This is a genomic window from Empedobacter sp. UBA6305 (assembly GCF_002440405.1).
Taxonomy (GTDB): domain Bacteria; phylum Bacteroidota; class Bacteroidia; order Flavobacteriales; family Weeksellaceae; genus Empedobacter; species Empedobacter falsenii_B.
Genome location: NZ_DJTP01000036.1, coordinates 1 through 18,172, shown reverse-complemented (window position 1 = coordinate 18,172; position 18,172 = coordinate 1). Strand labels below are relative to the sequence as shown.

Below are 18,172 nucleotides of genomic sequence, written 5' to 3'. Positions count from 1 at the left end.
AATTTTTAATAAGTTTTATTTGCCAATGCAGAAGGTGATAATCTCACTGTTTATAATGTTTAGTAGTGTATCAGATGTGTATGTAACTCGTAAAAGCTCACAAACAATATTTTAACTATAAAATATCTTTACTCAATAGTGGACTATATCTCTACTATTGTGTATTTTTAAGCTCTTTAAAATTTAAAATCAATTCATTTGACACCCTTGTGTATCAGATGTGATGGTGGATAATTTTAACATATTTTATCATTAACAAAATATGACAAAATCAACTTTTAACTTAGATTATCAAATAAAAATATTTTCTAATTGTTCTGATAAATTAATAAAATATATTAAAACGAGGAATGGAAACCAACGTTTTAAATGTAAAAATTGTCAGAAAAAAGGGTGAAATGTATAGTTACAACGCTTACCTTACTACCATAAATCATATTGTTCAGCTAACAAAAGAAGGTTTGGGTATAAGAAGTACAGCTTGATATTTAAATATCTCAACAACCACACTACTTAAACGAATTATGAAAATCGCTTCAAAAATAGTTCCATCCAAAATAACTGAAGTGTAAGTTTTTAAAACAAATGAGACATTTGATTTATCTACAAACTTTTAAAAATAAAATAAACTTTCAAATATTTTAAAGATATGGTAGTCAATGGCGGTATTTGGCTGTCTAATCGATACAGAAAGTACAAAAGTCTTTATTGATCAATAGTGTAGGGGATTGTGGTGTAGTTTTGGTGTACCAAAATTTATTATAAGTTTAACATTTTATAGTAAAATATCCATACTTATTTTATAAATATATTTAGATTTACTAATTAAATAATAATATGAAATATATAACTTTAATTTTTATACTTTTCATAACTGTAGTAGGTGTACAATTCAATTCAGAATATTATATCAATCACTCGAATGATACAATAAAGGGAGAAGTAATAGGAAATAATTCTAAAGTTGTTTACTTCTTAGTGAATGATGAAAAAATAAAACTTAAACCAAAAGATATTAAATCATTTGTTGTAAATGATGAATTTGATAAATTAGTAAAATATGTAACCCTAAAAAATGATAAGAATGATTTTTTTGAAGAAGCTATTGTAGGTCAATTATCTCATTATTATTTGCGAACATTTAATCCATATGATGGTGAAAAATTAATCTTTCCTCTACTGGTAAAAAATGATGAAATAGTATATGTTGATGCATCAAATTCAAAAAAAAGAATTGCAAAATTAATTAGTGATTGTCCTTTTTTATTGAAAGAATGGACGGAAACAAATAAGTATCCAGATTACGATATAATCAAAATCACGGAAGCATATAACAAATGTAAAAGACAACTTTAAAAGTGCATTATATTGCATTATTTAGATCTATTCATACATCTAACATATATTATTGTCTTAAAAGTGCAATTCATTGCACTTTTCTTGTTTTATATCTAATTTCTTTCTAAATTTACATTAAAAGTGCATTATATGACACTATTATTAATCGAACAGATAAAAGAACGTCGTAAAGTTTTAGCGATATCACAAGAAACATTAGCGGAGATTTCAGGTGTAGGTTTACGAACGTTAAAACAATTTGAAAGTGGTAAAGGTAATCCAACTTTAGAAACGCTTCAAAAGTTGTGTGATGCCTTAGGATTAGAAATTAAATTAGAGGTTAAAACAATTGAATCATGAGAATTGCTCAAATTTTATATAAAGGAGAAAGGGCAGGAGTTCTAACGCAATTGGATAATGGTCGCTTTCATTTTATCTATAATGAAGATTGGTTAAATGATGATTCTAAGCCTTCTATAAGTTTAACGTTGCCTAAAAATCAAAAAGAGTTTGATTCTGAAACTTTGTTTCCTTTTTTCTATCATTTATTACCAGAAGGGGTAAATAAACGTATGATTTGTAAAACATATAAGATTGATGAAGATGATGCTTTTGGAATATTATTGAAAGCATCTAAAATAGATACAATTGGTGCAGTAACAATAGAAAGAGTGTAAAATGAAATTAGAATTAATTAATTGTCCCGGTTCTTTAAAAGAAAATTTTAATGCGTACAGTCCTGTTGTTCTAAAGAAAATGTTTAATGGTAAAAAGGTAAGTCCATTTTTAAATTATACTTCGCCAACTGATCGTAAGGATAAAAGTAGTTTTAACCAAAATCAAACACATATTTCTATCTCAGGTTTTCAAGAGAAATATTCTTTAATTCTTGATGGAAATGAACTAAGATTAACGAATGAAAACGAAAGTGGACATTATATTTTAAAACCAATTTCTGATTTACCCAAAAATAGTGAATTTGCACCAGCGAATGAGCATTTAACGATGCAAATCGCTAAACAAGTTTTTAAAATTGAAACGGCAGAAAATGCTTTAGTTTTTTTTAAAGATGGAAGTCCAGCATACCTTACTAAACGATTTGATTACAATGAAATTGGAGATAAGTTAGCTGTGGAAGATTTTGCTTCTTTATTAGGGAAATCTCCTGCAACTGATGGGGAACAATACAAGTATGAAGGAAATTATCTCGAATTATTTGAAGCCTTGAAAAAATATGTCCCTGCTTGGAAAGTAGAAACTCCAAAGTTATTCGCTTTGATTGTTTTCAATTATCTGTTTTCTAATGGAGATGCACATTTAAAGAATTTTTCGTTGATAGAAACTCAGCAAGGCGATTTTAAACTAAGTCCAGCTTATGATTTATTGAATACCAAAATTCATATTGACGATGCAGATTTTGCATTAAAAGAAGGATTATTACCAAAATCAATCTCAAAAGGTAAAATAATAGACCAATTATTTATTTTAGGAGAGAAAGCTGAAATGACAGAAAAATCAATTATAAAAGTCATTCAAAATTTAACATCCAAAGAAGATAAAGTACAAGATTTGATTGATAAATCGTACTTATCAGAAAAGTTAAAACGTAATTATTTGCAAAGTTATCAGCATCGATTGAAGAAATTAAGAATAGTTACAGAGTAAAAAAAATGAACAAGAAGATTTCCTTAGCGCATTTTTTATAATTTATCATATAAGGAAAATAGAGTAGGTTATTCCTTCTTTTCGACGTAATTTTATAAGTGAAATAATAGAAATAAAAATGAAAAAAATAAATATTACAACTTTAGATCACTTAGATCAAATTGATCAAGCATCTTTTAATCAACCAAAAATTATTTATAAACACAGCACAACTTGTGGATTATGTGATATTATTTGGGATATTGTAAAAGAAAGCGACTTTGAACTGAATTATTTAGATTTATTAGCGTTTAGACCACTCTCTAATGAGATTGAACGACGATACAATGTTCAGCACGAATCACCGCAAATCCTTATTATAAAAGATGGAAAATGTGTGTACAATGCATCGCATCGTAAAATAAAAAATGAAGAAATTCAGAAACAATTAGATCTACTAGTTAATTTATAACATATTTTAGAAATAATTATTGATCAAGCATAAATGTCCGTTATTACATGCAAAACATATTAAATTGTATGAAATAACGGACATTTTAAGTTATGGATTTTAAAATTTTGAATATTGTAAACTCAAAAAATTATTTCGCCAAAAGGAGATTTTGAAATTTTTGTTTCTATTTGATTTTTAGATGTTTCTGTCATATTTATACTGTAATAATTGTCACAAATTTTGTTGATTTTTGTGACAAAAAATTAGATTAATCTAATAATATTTTAATTCGATTTACAATTTCCTCTTGCCAAACTTTAATATCTGAAGCCGTTGCAATTTGCATAATACTACATTCTTTATCAGACATTTCTAAATGATTTTCTGAACTGAAATAATTTCCTTTTTGAATTGAATGTTGATCTGAAGGATATACAAGAGCAACTTTTTTAGCTTGATAAAATCTGTGATACACATACATTTGACGCAAATCTTCGGGTGAAGGATTGTAACCATTTAGGTTTTTCCATTTTGTATCTAAAACAAAAATTTGATGATTTTCTTTGCATTTTAGAATGATATCAGGACGCATTTTGGATGAGTAACCAGAATCAGGTTTCCAAAAACTCTTGGTCACTTGAGAAGTTACATTATGTGTTTTTAGTTTTCTTTTTAAAGTCACTAAAATAAACTGTTCCCACAAACTATTCATATCAAACATTAAAGCCAATACATCGTTTCTCCCTTTAGAAACGTCAGGATGATAATTTAACAATAATAATTTGGCGATTTCTAAAGCCGTTTGGTAGTGTTGGTTTTTTCGATCTAATACAATTTTATTAAAAGTAGATTCATTTACTTTTATCTCTCCCATTTCAGGGAAATTAAGAGATAATGATCCAATTCTTCCTTTCAATTGTGGGTTTGAATTAAGATTAGCTAATAATTTTATTGTTTTAAAAAGAATCTCATGAATCGTATATTCATTAGAATACTGCGTATATTTTACATAAAATCGTTCTTTGTGAACCAAATTCTGAGAAATATGCTTTGAAAATTGTAAAGCTCCCTTTAATGAAGTTTGATTTCCTTCATTCTTTCGGTATCTTTTGATTAGACCTCTGTGCAATAAATATTCAACCTCAGAAATAAATAATTCAAAATAAAGCTCTAACATAGAGTTTGATTTTAGTTTTAATGAACTACAACCTGTTGATTTTACATCAAATCCCCATACCGTTTTGATCATTCCAATCAATAAATTACGCCATTTTTCTTCACCTGATTTATCGACTTTGGGCAAAACTTCAATGGTTATTTTCCCTATTTGAATAACCCCAACATTTTCATTGAATTGCACACCATTTCTAATGAGTTTAAAAAATGGTGTATAATTTCCGTGATAGAGCTCTAAAGCATCATGAAGTTGTTTTTCTTTGTCATTTTTCAGATTAAAGAAAAGCTTATCATGTTCGAAAACAGTAATACGATTGTCTTTTATCACAATCATTTCTTATTCATTAATAATTTGATCGCATTTTCGAAATCAAAGTCCTTATCATTTAAGCCTAATACTCTATAAGATATTCTGTTTTCGAAATCTTCAGCATTATCATAATTAAAACTAGCAAAAAATGAAGTTTCAATTTTATTATCTTTAAAATCGCTATCGTCCTGAATAAATCCTTTCCCTAATACCAATCCAATTTTGCCATAATCTCCAAAGAAATATTCTTGCAATAATGGGATTATATTTTTATAAAATGAATCAATAATTGTTATTTCATTTTTATGGATGAAATATGCATGACCAATTTGGTGATCTCGATCCAGTAATTTTTCAATACGTAAATTGATTGTTTTCAAAATATCAGATGCGGAAAAACTATACAGATTTTGTTGAAGTTCTTCCAATTCGTATTTTGGAAGCATTTCTTCGAACACAAAACGTCTTCTCAAAGCAGTATCTAAAGCTTCAACACTACGATCGGCGGTATTCATCGTTCCGATAATATGTAGATTAGAAGGAACTCCAAATTTCTCTTTACTATATGGTAAAGTAACTTCTAGCTCTTCATTATTTCCTAAGCGTTTATCTTCTTCAATCAATGTAATTAATTCTCCAAAAATTTGAGAAACATTACCACGGTTGATTTCATCGATGATGAGAACAAATGGTTTAGGTGGTAATGCAATATTTTGAGAAGTAGATTTTTTTTCTGAATTTATTTTATTGTTGATGTAATTCAGAACCGACCAATAAGCTGTTGAATTTGAACCTCCAATAACCGCTCTAAATTCTTTGTCAATGTTTTTTACAACTGATAAATCAGGAAAAACTTGTTGTAATTTTTCAGCACGAGAGTATGAAACAATGTATTCTTTTGCATCATCAGAATAAATCGGCTTTAAAATTAAATTTCCTCTATCTGAAATACCAACTATTTTTAAACCTAAGTTTTCAGTTAAAATTGGAAGAAATAATTGTTCATTATTTTCAAGTTTTTCATTCGCTTCCAAAACAAGATCATTAAAGGCATCATCAAAAGAATAATTTTTTTTAACTTCAAGTTTTTCAAATGGTGGTTTTTCTGCATTCTTACATATTTCTTTGAAAATTCCGTTTTTCACTTCATAAACCACACTTTTGGCACCATCTTCATTTTCTTCAATCACGGGCTTTATCCCTTCTATAAAATCTTCATAGGTCATGCTTTGATGGAAAGTAGTAAATACAATTTGACCTTCATTTACCAATCTTTCGTATTCAGATTTAACTATATTTCTGTCTTGTGTTAAATCAAATTCAGGATTTGCTATTTCAATTGCTTTATTAATCGTATTGTATGTTTTACCTGTACCAGGAGGTCCGTATAAGATTTGATTAAAAGGAGCTAGACTTCTTCTGCCAAAATCAATATCTATTAAATCATTTTCTTCTTCAAATAGATCATCAGTTAAATCATCAATAATTTTATATTTTTCGAATCGCTCTTCCATTTTTTGAAGCATTTTAATCTGTTCTGTTGGACTAAAACGATGAGCAATAAAATCAGGATTTTCTTTTTTTATTTTAACTATTTCTTCATCAACAGCTGGAATTACTTTATCTAATAATTTTTCAAGATCATCTTTTAAATCATCAAATGATTCGTATTTAGGAGTAGAGTAAATACCAAAAAATTCCATCTTGGCTGTATCATCAGAATAATAAACATGATCAAAATGATTTTTAAGTCTGTTTTTAATATTTTGTACAAGAATTAAATCATATTTATTTTGATCGTTACTAGGGTTTTTGGTCTGATTAAATTGAATATAAAATTCTATTTTTTCTTTTCTTAAATCAAAAACAAGATTAATTAAATCGCTTGAAGATCCTGGATATGATACAGGAATAAACCAAAACGTTGTTGAAAAATAGTTTGACTTTTCAGTTCCAATAAAATAATTAAGTTCAGCACCTTTATTTGCTTTTTGTCTAACAGAAAAAGTGAAATTTTCATTTACTTTATTTTTTTCTAAAAGCCAGTTGTAAACTTCTTTTTGTAAATCTTTATACATAATTTTTATTACCTATTCTTCTTAAAATTCTCTGCTTGTTCTAACACGTTTTTGTAAACATCATCCTGTGTGATTGGCGGATAACCGTATTGATGTAACTTCACGATGATATCCATCTTGAGTTGTGCTTTAATATCGTCACGATCAGACCAATCAGGATATTTGGCTGTATTTTCAACGATGATTTTTATTTCACGAGCCAATTCAAGCATTTTGTCGTTATCGAATTCAAAACCGTATTGTTTGCAGATCATGTCCAAGATATCGTAAAAGGCTTTTTCTTCATAGTCAATACCTAAATCTTGAAACGAATCCATTTCAACACGAAGTTTGATGATGAGATCTAACATTTGTTCTGCGGTATCAAACTGAATGCCTTCATAATCTAAAATATCGCCTTCGCTACGTTCGTTGTAACGGTTGATGATGGATTGTAAACGTTCTGAAAAATCTTGTCCTTTTACTTTATTTACCTTTTTAAAATTGTTAATGGTTTGTTTTAATAAACGTTCTAAGATTTTAATTTTGGTATTCGGTAATTCTAGGTTAGAGATTTTCTCAATGAACTTATCATTAAACAAATCAATGGCATTCGCTTTATTATCATCGAGCTTAAATATTTCTTCAACTCCTTCCGAAATGATGGCTTCTTCTACCAATTTAGACACTTTAGCATTCATTTGGGCTGTATCTGGCGCTTCACCTTTAGTCAATTTTACTACAATAGATTTCACGGCGAAATAGAAATGGATTTCATCTACTTCTTTCGGAGTAAACAATTCCGAACCACTCACTAAATTGTAGGCAGATTTTAGCTTCTTGGTTACATTCACAAAAAACTTTTCTGAATCTTCGGTTTGTAAAACCAATTCAGAAGCTTTGTTTAAACAGTTTAATCGTTCAACGGGATTTCCTTGGTAATAATCAGTAGCATCAAACTGATGAAAATATTGACGTAATAAATCCATTTGATCACGCACAATAATTTCTGCTTGATCTAAATCTTCAAAATCATCATCGGCTGTTTGACCATTAAACATGCCTAAAGCTTTGTTTAAGTTCTTTTTGATACCTATATAATCAACTACTAATCCGCGATCTTTTCCTTCGTATTTTCGATTTACACGAGAAATGGTTTGTATTAAATTGTGCGTTTGTAAAGGCTTATCAATATAAATGGTATCTAAGAAGGGAACATCAAATCCTGTTAACCACATATCTACGACAATGGCAATTTTGAAGTTGGATTTGATTTGTTTAAACTGTCGATCTAATTCTTTTCGTTCATCTTTATTACCCAAAAGTTCCCAAAGCTCTTTTTCATCATCTTTATTGCGTGTCATCACCATTTTTACACGCTCAATTGGCTTGATATCTTTTTGTTCCTTTTCAGTTAATCCATCCGAAATATTCAATTCTCCCCATTCTGGTCGTAAGGCTAATAGTTCTTGGTACAATTTATAAGCAATGGTACGAGAAGCACACACAAACATCGCTTTTCCTGCAACAGTAGCACGTTCATCGATACGTTTTTCATAATGAGCTATAAAATCTTGTGCAATCGCTTTAATTCGATCTTTATCACCTAAAACAACTTCCATTTTAGCAATCGCTTTTTGGCTGGCTTCTACATGATATTCAGAAGCGCCTTCAGCTACTGCGTTTTCGTAATAATTTTCAATGTCTTGAACTTTATTATAATCTAAATTGACTTTTGCCGCTCTTCCTTCATAAACCAAACGAACCGTAATTTCATCATTTACCGATTCGAACATCGTGTATTGATCCACTACATCTCCAAAGACTTCTAACGTTTTATCTATAGGTGTTCCTGTAAATCCAACATAGGTTGCATTGGGTAAAGAATCGTGTAAATATTTAGCAAAACCATACGATTTAGTAACTCCCTTTTCCTCGTCAATTTTAACTTTTAAGTCTAAATTCACTTGTGAGCGGTGCGCTTCATCCGAAATACAAATGATATTGGTACGATCGGATAAAATTTCAGCATCTTCAGCAAATTTCTGAACCGTAGTCAGATAAACACCACCACTTTCGATACCTCTTAAACGTGACCTTAAATCAGCTCTTGATTCGATATTGATGATATTTTCATCTCCAATGAATTTCTTGGCATTGGTAAAATCCTTCGATAACTGATCGTCTAAATCGGTACGATCTGAAATGATAATAATCGTAGGACTTGCAAAATCGGTTGAACGCATCAATAAACGCGTTAAATACAGCATTGTATAACTCTTTCCACAACCCGTCGCCCCAAAGTATGTTCCACCTTTTCCATCGCCTTCTGGTTTACGATGCGCTTTGATGTTTTGATACAATTTATTGGCTGCATAATATTGCGGATAACGACTTAAAACCTTTAGCTCGTGTTTAGAAGAATCAGGAAACAAAACAAAATGATGAATAATATCGACTAATCTTGTTTGGTTCAACATTCCATGTACAATAGAAGTCGTGGTCTCTATACCTGTTAAGGCTTTTTTCTCGTTACCTGTAATTTTATTCCAACCGTAGTAAAATTCGTAAGAAGAAAATACTGTTCCGGCTTTGTTATTCACCCCATCACTAATCACACAAAATACATTGTATTTTAGTAGTTCGGGTATGTCTCTTTTGTAACGTGTCGTTAATTGCCTGTACGCATCGTGAATGGTAATTTCTTCTTCTATGGCTGTTTTAAATTCAAAAACAACGACAGGAATTCCATTGATGTATAAAATCAAATCAGGAATGCGTAGTTCGCTTCCTTGAATTTCAAGTTGATTGACAATTTTAAACGTGTTATTGTCTACCGAATCACAATCGATATATCGTATATGTAAATCCTTTTTTTGTGGATTGTTACGTTTAAAAATAAATCCATCCGCCAATAATTTGCAAATGTATTTATTAGACTCGTACAAATTAGAAGTCGATTGAAACGCCAATTCATTGGTAATGCTTTCCAATTCTATTTCTTCTAAATCTTCATAACGATCTTGTAAAAACGCGCGCAAATCTTCCTTAATCAATACTTCTTGATTTGAACTTCTTTGCAACTGTTTTCCATCAATATAGGTATAGCCTTCTGTTTCCAAAAGGCTAATAAAAGCTTGTTCTAATTGTGATTCGGTGTATTTCATAATAACTTTTTCAAGTTGTGTTTTTTGGTTTTGATAATTGAAATAGTAGAACGTGTTACAATTTTCGACTTTTTGTAACATGAGAAAATAACGTGTTACATTTTTTGACATTTTGTAACATGAACTGAAATCATGCTACTATTTTATAATTATAAATCTTGAATTTGATTGAAAGCATTTTCTATATTTTTCAATCTTTGTAAAAGTTCATCCCAAGATAAACTATCTCCAACAATCATATTTTGTTGCATGATTTTATAATCATCTTCCCATTGAGCAATTATTTCATTTGGTGGTAGAATACTCAATTTTCCTTTTTCGTGATTGGAGTAATCGACACCTCGTAAAGGCGTAACCTTTTTACGATGCTCCACTATGGTTTCAAACAACTCATTATCAGCAAGAGCTTGTTCTCCAAATCCTGCAACCATCATTTTATCTAAATCATACAAATGACGCGTTAATCGGTCGGTTCTAATTCTAGCTATAGGTTTTGAAAATTCTTCATGTAATAATAAAACCTTTTCTATAAATGTTCGTGTTGGTACAACCACTTGTACATTAAATCCATCCGATGTAAATGATAATTCTTTGTAATTTTCATCAATAAACGAAAGGATGTTTTTTGTTTCTGCGGGCTCTGTTAATGATCTTGCTCCCATTTCTAACAATACTCTTTGTTGGATATAAGGATTGGTCATTGGAACTACAGATTGATAATACACTTCCAATGTATTCGGGTCGCTGGTATCGTCAACTTTATCATTATATCGTATTACATATTGGTCACGATGAATGCCCAATTGATCCAATTGATGCATCAATTCTTCTCTAAACTCATTGATAATAAATGAACCCGATGCTTTTCTTAGTTTCTTGATTTTTGTTCCTGAATCCAAGTCGTCAAAACCTAACAAATGCCGATCTATAATTAAATCAATATCTTCTGAAAATCGATCAATGATATGATAGGCTTTACTTAAAGAAGTACCACCTTTATAAATAATGGAATTTGCATAGTACGATTGAAAAATAGCTTTCAATAAAATACACACCCACCAATCCTTTTCTACAACAAATGCAGGCAAACCTTTGGCTATACCTGTTTGTTCTAAAACTTGTATCTTTTGTTCTGTTGATAGGTTAATCCACATTTTGAGAAGTTGTATAAAGGTTATTGATGTGTTTCTGTATCCAAACCGGTGCATATTTTACCTGCTTTTGGACCACTTGGGAGTCGAGCTGCACTACAGAAGGCTTTATTTTTTCTATAAATTCTTCGGTTACGTTGTTTTGGCCCACCTCTTTAAACGCTTGTACAATCAAATGCAGCAATTCATCTTTTATGGCAAAACTTTTAGGAACCGTTTTTTTGAATTGAATGGTACGGTTTCCTATTTTAATTTCTCGTTGTGAACCATCGGACAAATACACCGCTTTTAGAGGAACTTGTGTGGTTAGCCCCAACAAATACAAAGCGAATACACCTGTTGGGGCAATACGTGCTTTGTCTCGTTGTGCTATTTGCTTGGCTATTTCTTCCGTAGTAGGATAAAGGGTACCTAACAACGGATCTCTTTTGGGTTTTAGATAAATGCCTTGAGCCAAACGCTCTAATATGCCTTCATTAACCAAACGAAAAAGCGTTAAACGGATATTACCTGGTGAACCATACGTATAGAAATTTTCAGCGAAAAATATTTCGCCTAAAGATGATTTTAAAATCTTTGTTTCTATTTGATTTTTAGAGGATTTCACTTAGTGTTGTATTTTTATTTTGTAACAAATTTAGTGAAAATTTGTTACAAAATTACTTTTGTTTTTTTTGGTTTTGACTACTTTAATGATTTTTTTAATTGTAGATGAATGAGTTTTTAAATTCATTATAAAGTTTTAAAACAATTTTAAAAAATTTCTTTTCCAATTACTCTTTGAAGATTCCTCAAATATTTCTTTTTCATTTTGTGATAAAAAATCAATCGTGAATTCTAAAAACTTTTTCTTAATTTTCTTATTCAAGTCTCTCATATTATTATATATAGAAACATTAATTTCTCTATCCATAAATTTTATTAAATCTGTTTCTATATCAATTCCAAACTCTGCATTAACTTTTTTAGATATTGTACGAGTACGAAATTCAATATATTTCTTTTTATCAATGTCACCTAAAAGTGTGAACATACATTTATAATCAAATCTCGATCTTAGTTCAGGTGAAATCCTTTTTTGAAAATCTTCTTTTGAAATATTTGAAGTGAAAATTATAATAAATCCATTAATATCAATTTCATTTCCCATTGAGCTTGTCATTTTCCCACTTTCTAATACATCTAAGAAATAATTAAATAATGATGCATTTGATTTTTCGAACTCATCTATTAAAAGAATTCCAATATCTGTGTCCCGAACTTTCATAAATATCTCACCATCTTCGCTACCTATATAGCCTCTTGCAGAACCAATCAATGAACTTAAGGAAAATTCATTACTATAATTTCCGAAATTAATTTTTGCTAATCTTTTGTTTCCTTTTAAAGAATTAAAAATTACTCTTGCAACTTCTGTTTTACCAACACCAGAATCCCCCATTAAAAAAAGTGAAAGTACTTTATGCTCTTTTAATCTATTAAAAATTCTAAATGTTCTAACTTGTTCTGCAAAATCGTCTTTGAATTTTGGATGTCCATATAAATTTTTATTAAAATCATTTAAAAAGATGTTTAGTTCTTCATCCGTCAAATCGATAATTTTCCGATGTCGCTTTTTAATATTCTCTTCTGGAATTATTTCACTATTTCCTTTTTTACTTTTTATAAACGATTCTTTATCAACATTAGAAAACTGACAGAATATAAATCTTAATTCATACTCTATAATATCTCTTTTTGAGGAATCACAAATAAATATAACATCATCAGGAAATTGAATTAAAATTTGTTCTACTACAAACTGAATTGTATTATATTCTGAAAGTACAGATAAATCTATAATTTCAATATAACTATTAATGTTTGCTATTAAATCTGGATTTCGAGTATATTTTGAAAAGCTATGAATTTCATATCCTTCTTTAGTCTTAAATTCTTTATAATCATAAAAATCTTCTTTATCATAAAATAGTAATGTCTTCATAATGCATTTATTGAATATTCACATTCTGAACTATTGCTAGTAAATCGATATAATGAAATTCTGTTCCATCTCCAGAACTTTTGAAATACATAGCTGAATTAGAGGAATTGCTCGAATAATGGCTTTCTTGAATTTCATCATCTTCTGTATTTTTATTTGACATTAAACTTTGTAATTCTCCTAGCTCCTGAAAATATTGAAAAGAATTTTTTAGTTCATCTACATTTATCTTCCCTTTATAAATACCAAGAATTGAAACCTTACCTACAAATAAATCATCTACACTGTAAGAACTTTCAAATTCACTTTCAAAAGTTAATGGAATTTTTATTAATATATTTTCTTTACTATTAGTAACTTCTCCTTTGATTTTATAAGCATAGTCCTTAAACATAGAATTAAAAAGATTATTCATATCAAACCCATTAGTTCCAGGGGCAACTAAATCTTTAAAAGCACCACTATTTATAAACTTAACAACTCTTAATTCGTCTTCATTTTCAAGACTTAACTTGACTTCATCTATTCGTATTAACTCGCCTTCTTTAACTCTTTCAAAGTCATTTTTAACTTTTGCTTTCTCTATAACATCACTTAAAATAACAGATTTAGTTGTTTTTACTTCAAATGTCTCAAAAACTTTTCTAGTACCTGAACCTTTAATATCCCCTCCAGCTTCAGCATCACCTAACTTAAACCAATCCATAAAATTTATGCCCAGTTTAGCCTTTACTGATAACTGACTTTCTCCTGCTATTTCTTTGGTAGTTTCTTTATTAATAGAAATGACGTTACTTAGCATCATTTTTATTTCATATACTTTTGGGAAATTAATATAGTAAATATTAAAGATCATAATTTAAGTTTTTTATAGTAGTTTAATTTTAGTTTACCCCTCCAACGTTGCTAAGCGACTTAACAACAACGATTGTAGTTGGGAGTGTTTTGTATTTTTTACCCAAAGAAGCAATGGAACTGATCTTCTTTTATAATCGCTAATAAATCTTGTAAATTATCAGCAATTGGGTGTGGCTCATACAACTCCCATATGCCTGAAGCACGCATCCAATACAGTTTCCATTCATTTGTGGTTTTTGTATAGCGAATTTTAGCAAATTCTGATTGGATTAGTTCGTTCGGATTATTCCAAAATGGACGAATCGTATATAAAATAGCAGTATTCTTTTCCCAAGAATACCCAAAATCTAATTGTTTGCGTATCTCGTGATCTTCTGGTCGTAAGCTTTCTACAAATTGTTTAATATATGCTTCGCTAATACTAATTTCTTTTCCCATTTGTGTTGATTCTTATAGTAGTTTAATTTTTCTTTACCCCTCCAACGTTGCCAAGCGACTTAACAACAACGATTGAAGTTGTGTGAGTTTTTGGTTTTGCTTGATAATCGATATTTTATAATCTTCCAATTGATTTAATTCGATGTCAAACGGTTTCAAAACATTATTTTCAGGTATTAAAATCTGCATACTATTCAAGTATTCAGTAGTCATACTTGGAACAGCAGACCCGACATTTAAAGAATTAAAATCCATCTTAGAAAGTACATTAAAAACATAAATTAATGTATTATCTATTTTAGGTATTGTATAAAACATTGTATCGACTGACCAAAATGGTGTTTTTATATAGAGAATATTATTTAATGAACCTTTTCTTGGTATTAAAACCGATGGTTTATCATAAAGAATTTCATCTACATAGCTCATAATACCACCTGAACCATAAAGAGGTATATTTCCCTTGTTTAGATGTTTATAATCTTTACCATATTTAACCGTAATTAAATCGGATAATATTCCAACCTCCCAACCCTCAGGAATTTCCTTTTCTAATTCTTGGTTGTACACCATTGCTCCGCCAGAGGATTTATAAGGTTTTCCTTCTTCATTAGGAAATTCAAAATCAACAAACCATTGCTTGTACAACGTTTGCGCAGTGGCTTCTAACTTCTCGCAAATCTGTTCGTTGACTTTTATTTTGTTTGCTACTGCTTGGTATTGGGCTACAATTTCGCGTTGTTTTTCGATGGATGGAATTCTAATTTCAATTGATTTTAATGCATCTAAACTTAATCCACCACGTACGTCTGCATCTGTATAAAACCAACATTGTCTATCAAATTCACTTCTACGAAACCAAAGCATTAAATATTCAGGAATTACATTTTCATCTGTAACTTCAAATACATCGTAAGCTGGAGAAACAATAAATGGATAATCAAATGTAGACATTGAAATTGGTAATCGTTTATCTCTTCCAACGTGCATTCTATTACATGCAAATTGATTCTTTACAACTACTTTATATTTTTTTAAATCCACTCCAATAGTGTTTGCTACAGAAGGCATAAAGTATTTATCAATATTAATTCCGTAAAGAATAGTTGCTATACCATCTACATTTTTATTGGAAATAAATTTGACAATATCTCCTAACTTTTTATAACTCATAGCCCAACGATTTAAACACGTTTGCTACTTCTTGTTTCAAGGTTTCTTCTTGCTGAAACAAGTCTTTCAATTCGGTTTGCAACGTTTGCATTTTCGTATCGTAATCAATGTTTTCGTCACGGTTTACAAACGCTATGTATTTACTTGGTACCAACGAATAATCTTTTTTACGGATTTCCTCTAAGGTTGCAGAGTAACAATATTCGGGTTCATTCGCATAAGTCGTTTCAAAATCTTTTTGTTGCCAGTTATGATAGGTTGCTGCTATCTGCTCAATTTCTTGTTCAGCAAACTGAATGAATTTCTTTTCAAACGGTTCCCCTTTTTGGCGTAAATCCATAAACAATACTTCACCTTCACGATTACGATAGTTTTTTACGCCATCATTTACTTCTACAGTGCGTTCTGTTTTATTGCGGTTCAAAATCCAAAGCGTTACCGAAATATCTGTAGAATAAAACATATTTTGAGGAAGAATTACAATCGCTTCTACCAAGTCGTTTTCTATAATTTGTTTACGGATTTTGTACTCTTCTCCACCACCCGAAAGTGCGCCATTAGCTAAGATAAAACCAGCTACTCCGTTTTGCGATAATTTAGAAATCATATTCAAAATCCACGCATAGTTGGCATTCGATTTTGGTGGCACTTCATAACCTGTCCAACGTGAATCATCGGTTAATTCATTTTCTGCTCGCCAATCTTTTAAATTAAACGGCGGATTCGCCATGATGTAATCGGCTTTCAATTCTTTGTGCTGATCGTCGGCAAAAGTATCGGCTGCTTTGTTGCCTAAATTGGCAGAAATACCACGAATGGCTAAGTTCATTTTAGCCAGTTTAAACGTGGTATTTGTTAATTCTTGTCCGTAAATCGAAATGTCCTTTTTGTTTCCTTGGTGTTTCTCAATAAACTTCAACGACTGCACAAACATACCACCCGAACCACAAGACGGGTCATAGATTTTTCCTTTGTACGGTTCAATCATTTCGGCAATCAAGTTTACAATCGACTTCGGCGTATAGAATTCACCTTTTCCTTTTCCTTCGGCAATGGCAAACTTGCTTAAGAAATATTCATACACACGCCCCACAATATCTTGCGATTCATCACGAAGCGTATCGATATTGTTGATGGTATCTAGTAAAGCCGAAAACTTAGATTGATCCAATCCTAATCTTGAGAAATAATTATCTGGCAACGCACCTTCTAACGATTTGTTGGTACGTTCTATCGTTTTAAGCGCAGTATCTACTTTAAGGGTAATATCTTCTTGTTTGGCGTTTTCGATAATGTATTCCCAACGCGATTCCTCTGGTAAATAGAATACATTTTCTGCCTGGTAAAATTCTGGTATTTCTAAGAAGGCTTCTTTACCTTCTGCTTTTAATTCTTCTCTGCGTTTGATGAATTTATCACTTGCAAATTTCAAGAAGATTAAACTCAATACCACGTGTTTATATTCTGACGGTTCTATCGAACCACGTAATTTATTTGCTGCATCCCAAAGGATTTCTTCTGTACTTTTTGTTTGGACTTTTTTAGCCATAAATGCTTATCAATTCTTTTTTGTAAATATACAAATACAATAACTGCAAATAAAGTCATAATAACGGATAACTATTTACGGTAAACCATATTTGTTAATGTTTTTCAAATATAATGAAGTATAGCGACAAAATAAGACGCTATGATAATAAACAACGAATAAAAAGGTAGAATAGGATAGAAGCTTTTGAAATAAAAAAGTATATTTATAAAAAAGATAATTTATGTGTCAAGTTTATGCTGATGTAGTATTTTGTACTTGTTCAGTTTTTGATTTAGATACCATTGAAAAACTAGATCATCATTGGATCTTATACCGTTATAATGAAAAATTAGACGTAGTAATTGTCGGCGAAATAATGTTTGATGATATGTTTAAAGAGTATAATTCAAATAATTTAGTTGAACTTGTGCTTAAAAAACTAAATAATAACACATTGTTTGATAAATCAATTGATTTTGTAGACAAAGATCGTTTATATGTTTCGATTGAATTGAATCAAGGTAACTTAAACTATGGTTTTGTATTTCAAGATAATAGTTGGTCAGAAATTGAATATGATTATTTTACTTGGGCAAGTTGTTATGAAGAAAAAAATGGAGGAGAGGTAAAGCTTTACGAATTATTATAAATTTATAAAATGAGCCGATTATTTATGCTAATCGGCTCATGTTTTTTAATAGTGTAATTTTTTTTCCTTTAGTAAAACCTTTTTCGCGAAAGAAATTGTATTTTCATTTTTAATGATTGAATAGTCAATTTCTCTTGATTCGAATTGATTAGTTAATGCTTTTAGAAAGTGAGCTCGTGCAGCAACCCAACCAGTATTACCCACCTCTTTATTGAAGGAGTTAATTAGTCGTTCCTTAACAA

General features: G+C 30.0%; 17 protein-coding genes. 6 read left to right on the top strand and 11 right to left on the bottom strand.

The window, feature by feature from the left end; translation table 11 throughout:
* Nucleotides 1-837: 837 nt before the first annotated feature.
* The 5 genes from B3M86_RS08800 (at nt 838) to ytxJ (ending at nt 3,454) form a co-directional block, all read left to right on the top strand.
* A complete protein-coding gene (locus tag B3M86_RS08800) occupies nt 838-1,356 on the top strand; it encodes a hypothetical protein (protein WP_038330351.1) in 519 nt (172 codons plus the stop codon).
* A gap of 132 nt (nt 1,357-1,488) precedes the next feature.
* Entirely contained in the window at nt 1,489-1,698 is a 210-nt protein-coding gene (locus B3M86_RS08795) for a helix-turn-helix transcriptional regulator (protein ID WP_038330353.1), read from the top strand.
* Nucleotides 1,695-2,015 carry a HipA N-terminal domain-containing protein gene (locus tag B3M86_RS08790; protein WP_038330354.1) on the top strand — a complete coding sequence of 107 codons (321 nt, stop codon included), beginning with the start codon at nt 1,695-1,697 and terminating at the stop codon, nt 2,013-2,015. The genes B3M86_RS08795 and B3M86_RS08790 overlap by 4 nt, the downstream gene beginning before the upstream one ends.
* 1 nt (nt 2,016) lies before the next feature.
* On the top strand, nt 2,017-3,003 hold the full coding sequence (locus tag B3M86_RS08785) for a type II toxin-antitoxin system HipA family toxin (protein ID WP_181816308.1): 987 nt from the start codon (nt 2,017-2,019) through the stop codon (nt 3,001-3,003).
* Nucleotides 3,004-3,121: 118 nt separating this feature from the next.
* On the top strand, nt 3,122-3,454 hold the full coding sequence (gene ytxJ, locus B3M86_RS08780; protein ID WP_038330356.1) for a bacillithiol system redox-active protein YtxJ: 333 nt from the start codon (nt 3,122-3,124) through the stop codon (nt 3,452-3,454).
* Nucleotides 3,455-3,704: 250 nt separating this feature from the next.
* Here ytxJ and B3M86_RS08775 read toward each other — a convergent pair whose 3' ends face one another.
* The 10 genes from B3M86_RS08775 to B3M86_RS08730 form a co-directional block, all read right to left on the bottom strand.
* Nucleotides 3,705-4,946 (bottom strand): McrC family protein, encoded by a 1,242-nt coding sequence (locus tag B3M86_RS08775; RefSeq protein WP_291076202.1) that lies wholly within the window; start codon nt 4,944-4,946, stop codon nt 3,705-3,707.
* Nucleotides 4,943-7,000: an McrB family protein gene (locus B3M86_RS08770; protein ID WP_291076199.1), complete on the bottom strand. Its 2,058-nt coding sequence runs from the start codon at nt 6,998-7,000 to the stop codon at nt 4,943-4,945. Before B3M86_RS08770 ends, B3M86_RS08775 begins: the two co-directional genes overlap by 4 nt.
* An 8-nt stretch (nt 7,001-7,008) precedes the next feature.
* On the bottom strand, nt 7,009-10,146 hold the full coding sequence (locus B3M86_RS08765; RefSeq protein WP_038330702.1) for a type I restriction endonuclease subunit R: 3,138 nt from the start codon (nt 10,144-10,146) through the stop codon (nt 7,009-7,011).
* A gap of 149 nt (nt 10,147-10,295) precedes the next feature.
* Nucleotides 10,296-11,300 (bottom strand): nucleotidyl transferase AbiEii/AbiGii toxin family protein, encoded by a 1,005-nt coding sequence (locus B3M86_RS08760; protein ID WP_038330360.1) that lies wholly within the window; start codon nt 11,298-11,300, stop codon nt 10,296-10,298.
* Nucleotides 11,290-11,904 carry a DUF6088 family protein gene (locus tag B3M86_RS08755; protein ID WP_038330361.1) on the bottom strand — a complete coding sequence of 205 codons (615 nt, stop codon included), beginning with the start codon at nt 11,902-11,904 and terminating at the stop codon, nt 11,290-11,292. The genes B3M86_RS08760 and B3M86_RS08755 overlap by 11 nt, the downstream gene beginning before the upstream one ends.
* Nucleotides 11,905-12,039: 135 nt before the next feature.
* Nucleotides 12,040-13,281 (bottom strand): AAA family ATPase, encoded by a 1,242-nt coding sequence (locus tag B3M86_RS08750; protein WP_236688154.1) that lies wholly within the window; start codon nt 13,279-13,281, stop codon nt 12,040-12,042.
* A 7-nt stretch (nt 13,282-13,288) separates the two neighbouring features.
* Complete coding sequence (locus tag B3M86_RS08745; RefSeq protein WP_052217414.1) at nt 13,289-14,137, bottom strand: hypothetical protein; 849 nt, start codon at nt 14,135-14,137, stop codon at nt 13,289-13,291.
* A gap of 98 nt (nt 14,138-14,235) precedes the next feature.
* Nucleotides 14,236-14,577: a DUF3024 domain-containing protein gene (locus tag B3M86_RS08740; protein WP_038330365.1), complete on the bottom strand. Its 342-nt coding sequence runs from the start codon at nt 14,575-14,577 to the stop codon at nt 14,236-14,238.
* 33 nt (nt 14,578-14,610) lie between these two features.
* The gene (locus B3M86_RS08735; RefSeq protein WP_291069672.1) at nt 14,611-15,750 is read right to left on the bottom strand and encodes a restriction endonuclease subunit S; all 1,140 of its coding nucleotides are present in this window, start codon (nt 15,748-15,750) and stop codon (nt 14,611-14,613) included.
* Nucleotides 15,740-17,299 carry a type I restriction-modification system subunit M gene (locus B3M86_RS08730; protein WP_291069670.1) on the bottom strand — a complete coding sequence of 520 codons (1,560 nt, stop codon included), beginning with the start codon at nt 17,297-17,299 and terminating at the stop codon, nt 15,740-15,742. Before B3M86_RS08730 ends, B3M86_RS08735 begins: the two co-directional genes overlap by 11 nt.
* Nucleotides 17,300-17,522: 223 nt before the next feature.
* Here B3M86_RS08730 and B3M86_RS08725 point away from each other — a divergent pair, with 223 nt between their 5' ends.
* Entirely contained in the window at nt 17,523-17,930 is a 408-nt protein-coding gene (locus B3M86_RS08725; protein ID WP_291069668.1) for a hypothetical protein, read from the top strand.
* A 45-nt stretch (nt 17,931-17,975) separates the two neighbouring features.
* On the opposite strand, the gene B3M86_RS08720 is transcribed toward B3M86_RS08725, so the two are convergent.
* The coding region (locus B3M86_RS08720) for a hypothetical protein (RefSeq protein ID WP_291076197.1) at nt 17,976-18,172 on the bottom strand (197 nt) is incomplete at its 5' end.

Bases quoted from the DNA above. Each gene is read 5' to 3' on its own strand.
- B3M86_RS08750 (WP_236688154.1), bottom strand. From the start codon at position 13,281: ATGAAGACATTACTATTTTATGATAAAGAAGATTTTTATGATTATAAA.
- ytxJ (WP_038330356.1), top strand. From the start codon at position 3,122: ATGAAAAAAATAAATATTACAACTTTAGATCACTTAGATCAAATTGAT.
- B3M86_RS08790 (WP_038330354.1), top strand. From the start codon at position 1,695: ATGAGAATTGCTCAAATTTTATATAAAGGAGAAAGGGCAGGAGTTCTA.
- B3M86_RS08795 (WP_038330353.1), top strand. From the start codon at position 1,489: ATGACACTATTATTAATCGAACAGATAAAAGAACGTCGTAAAGTTTTA.
- B3M86_RS08730 (WP_291069670.1), bottom strand. From the start codon at position 17,299: ATGGCTAAAAAAGTCCAAACAAAAAGTACAGAAGAAATCCTTTGGGAT.
- B3M86_RS08760 (WP_038330360.1), bottom strand. From the start codon at position 11,300: ATGTGGATTAACCTATCAACAGAACAAAAGATACAAGTTTTAGAACAA.
- B3M86_RS08740 (WP_038330365.1), bottom strand. From the start codon at position 14,577: ATGGGAAAAGAAATTAGTATTAGCGAAGCATATATTAAACAATTTGTA.
- B3M86_RS08735 (WP_291069672.1), bottom strand. From the start codon at position 15,750: ATGAGTTATAAAAAGTTAGGAGATATTGTCAAATTTATTTCCAATAAA.
- B3M86_RS08725 (WP_291069668.1), top strand. From the start codon at position 17,523: ATGTGTCAAGTTTATGCTGATGTAGTATTTTGTACTTGTTCAGTTTTT.
- B3M86_RS08765 (WP_038330702.1), bottom strand. From the start codon at position 10,146: ATGAAATACACCGAATCACAATTAGAACAAGCTTTTATTAGCCTTTTG.
- B3M86_RS08745 (WP_052217414.1), bottom strand. From the start codon at position 14,137: ATGATCTTTAATATTTACTATATTAATTTCCCAAAAGTATATGAAATA.
- B3M86_RS08785 (WP_181816308.1), top strand. From the start codon at position 2,017: ATGAAATTAGAATTAATTAATTGTCCCGGTTCTTTAAAAGAAAATTTT.
- B3M86_RS08775 (WP_291076202.1), bottom strand. From the start codon at position 4,946: ATGATTGTGATAAAAGACAATCGTATTACTGTTTTCGAACATGATAAG.
- B3M86_RS08770 (WP_291076199.1), bottom strand. From the start codon at position 7,000: ATGTATAAAGATTTACAAAAAGAAGTTTACAACTGGCTTTTAGAAAAA.
- B3M86_RS08800 (WP_038330351.1), top strand. From the start codon at position 838: ATGAAATATATAACTTTAATTTTTATACTTTTCATAACTGTAGTAGGT.